The following is a 2,484-nucleotide window of genomic DNA, read 5'->3' on the forward strand; positions in this document are numbered from 1 at the left end:
CTTCCCTTCCAGCACCTCGTCGATCGAGCTGTTGATGTCGTCGAGCTTCCGGGTCTCTCTGACGACCCGGGTCCGGCCGAGGCCGTGCAGCCGGAAGACCTCCGCCAGGTCCTCGCGCGTTCCGACGATCGAGCCGACGACGGTGATGCCGTTCAGGACCGTGTCGAAGACCGGCAGCGCGAGCGTGCCCTCGGCCGGCAGCGCGACGAGGACCAGCGTCCCGCCCCGGCGGAGCGAGCCGTACGCGGCGGAGAAGGACTCGTTGCTGACGGCCAGGGAGATGGCCGCGTCGGCGCCGCCCAGCCTCTGGACCTCCTCGGCGACGTCCTGGGTACGGGCGTCGATGACGTGGTCCGCGCCCAGATCCCGGGCCAGCGCCAGCTTCTCGTCGATGACGTCGACCGCGATGGTCTCGGCGCCGAAGATCCGCGCGTACTGGAGCGCGAGGTGGCCGAGGCCTCCGATTCCGGAGACGAGGACCCGGGCAGCGGGACGGGCGCTGGAGAGCTTCACCGCCTTGTACGTGGTCACTCCCGCGCAGGTCAGCGGGGCGGCGTCGAGAGGGTCGATCCCCTCGGGCACCGGCACCACGTAGGTGCCGTGGGCCACGGCATACTCCGTGTGGCTGCCGTCGACGGAGTAGCCGCTGTTGCTCTGCTCCAGGCAGAGGGTCTCCCAGCCGGACACGCAGTGGTCGCAGTGGCCGCAGGCCTCGCCGAGCCAGGGGATCGCGACCCTGTCCCCCGCCGAGAGGTGCTTCACCTGCTCACCGACGGCTTCGACCACGCCGATACCCTCGTGCCCGGGCACGAAGGGGGGCGCCGGTTTCACGGGCCAGTCCCCCCGGGCGGCGTGGATGTCGGTGTGGCAGAGGCCGGAGGTCTCCATCCGTACCAGCACCTGGTGCGGCGCGGGGGTCGGGACGGGCCTCTCCTCCACGCTCAGGGGTTCGGTGAAACTGCGGACCACGGCGGCTTTCACGGGCACTCCTCCGTTCGCCCGGCGCGTCGGAGGCATCGGGAGCCACCTGCGCACCACATCGGACATTTCGCCACAAAATATACTAAGCCAGCTGGGCTGCGTCCGATCGGCGCGGGCGCGCGCAGGCGCACGGTACAGCCCTATCCCCCGGCCCAGTCGCGCAGCTCTGAGGGTGAGGCGAAGGCCGCCACGTTCTTGTCGAGCGGATGGTCCGTGTACTGGTGGAAACGCCACTCCGCCTCGATGCGCGGCTCTCCCGGCGCCACGTAATCCGCGATCCACAGGCCGTCACCCGCGTACGAGGTCCTGTCGACGTCGAGCCAGAACGAACGGCCGCAGTAGAGCAGGGCCCGGTGGTCCGGACGGAGCCGTTTCAACTCGTGGAGGAACTTGTCTTTGTCCGCGTTGCCGGCCCGGGTACCGTCACCCGTTTCCTCCCAGTCGACGGCGAAGAGGTCCCCCGCCTTCTCCGGCGTTCCGGCGAGGAAGTGGCGCACCTGTGCCGCCACGTGCCCGGGCCAGAGGAAATGGTAGAAGCCGACCACACAGCCGGCGTCCCGCGCCCGCTTCACCTGCGCGGCCAAGTGCGGATTGACGTAGGAACGCCCCTCCGTCGACTTGATGAAGACGAAGTCCACTCCGTCGGTGTCGAAGGTCTCCTGATAGGAGCTGACATCGATTCCGTGCAGCATGGGGCCACCTTCCGGCGAGGTCCGGGATGTCCGTCCTCGTCCTTCAGATGCCCGCCTCGGGCGCGCCCCATCTCCGCTTCGGCGGAAGTATCGATTCTCCAGAGGGAATAGCGGGCAGGGCACGAATGTTGGCCCACGAAGAGTGACCATTCAGCCCTCCGGCACGAGAGAGAAGGTCGGATCATATGCAGATCGGTATCATCGGTGCGGGAAATATCGGCGGCAATCTGACCCGCCGTCTGACCGCCCTCGGCCACCAGGTCACCGTCGCCAATTCGCGCGGCCCCGAGACCCTCGAAGCGCTTGTCGCGGAAACCGGCGCCACGCCCGCCGAGGCGTCAAAAGCGGCACGCGACGCGCGCATCGTCGTGGTCACCGTGCCGCTGAAGTCCGTCCCGGACCTGCCCGCCGGCTTCCTGGACCACGCGGCCGACGGCGCCGTGGTGATCGACACCGGCAACTACTACCCGCGGCAGCGGGACGGCCGGATCGAGGAGATCGAGGACGGGCTGCCCGAGAGCCGCTGGACCGAGGCCAGGATCGGCCACCCCGTCGTCAAGGCCTTCAACGGCACGTTCGCCCAGGACATCCTGGACCGGGGACTCCCGCAAGGAACTCCCGGCAGGCAGGCACTGCCCGTGGCGGGGGACGACGAGGCCGCGAAGAAGGTGGTACGGGAGCTCATCGACGAGCTGGGGTTCGACACGGTCGACGCCGGCGGCCTCGACGAGTCATGGCGTCAGCAGCCCGGCACACCGGTGTACGGCGACCGGGGCGATGTCGGAGCCATTCGCGAGGCCCTGGCCGCGGC

Annotated in this window: 3 protein-coding genes; 1 reads left to right on the top strand and 2 read right to left on the bottom strand. The window is 69.3% G+C overall.

The features are described 5' to 3' along the window. Nucleotides 1-981, bottom strand: a 981-nt coding sequence (locus tag ACFWEP_RS34040) for a zinc-dependent alcohol dehydrogenase (RefSeq protein WP_387376084.1), incomplete at its 3' end; no start/stop codon positions are given. Nucleotides 982-1,121: 140 nt separating this feature from the next. Further along, nucleotides 1,122-1,673, bottom strand: a complete 552-nt coding sequence (locus tag ACFWEP_RS34045; RefSeq protein ID WP_387376086.1) for a GH25 family lysozyme — start codon at nt 1,671-1,673, stop codon at nt 1,122-1,124. 185 nt (nt 1,674-1,858) lie between these two features. Between ACFWEP_RS34045 and ACFWEP_RS34050 the strand changes: the two genes are divergently transcribed. Continuing rightward, nucleotides 1,859-2,484 (top strand): NADPH-dependent F420 reductase (locus ACFWEP_RS34050; RefSeq protein WP_387376088.1); only part of this gene is annotated, 626 nt, incomplete at its 3' end.

The sequence above is a fragment of the Streptomyces sp. NPDC060198 genome (genome assembly GCF_042728415.1).
Taxonomy (GTDB): Bacteria; Actinomycetota; Actinomycetes; order Streptomycetales; family Streptomycetaceae; genus Streptomyces.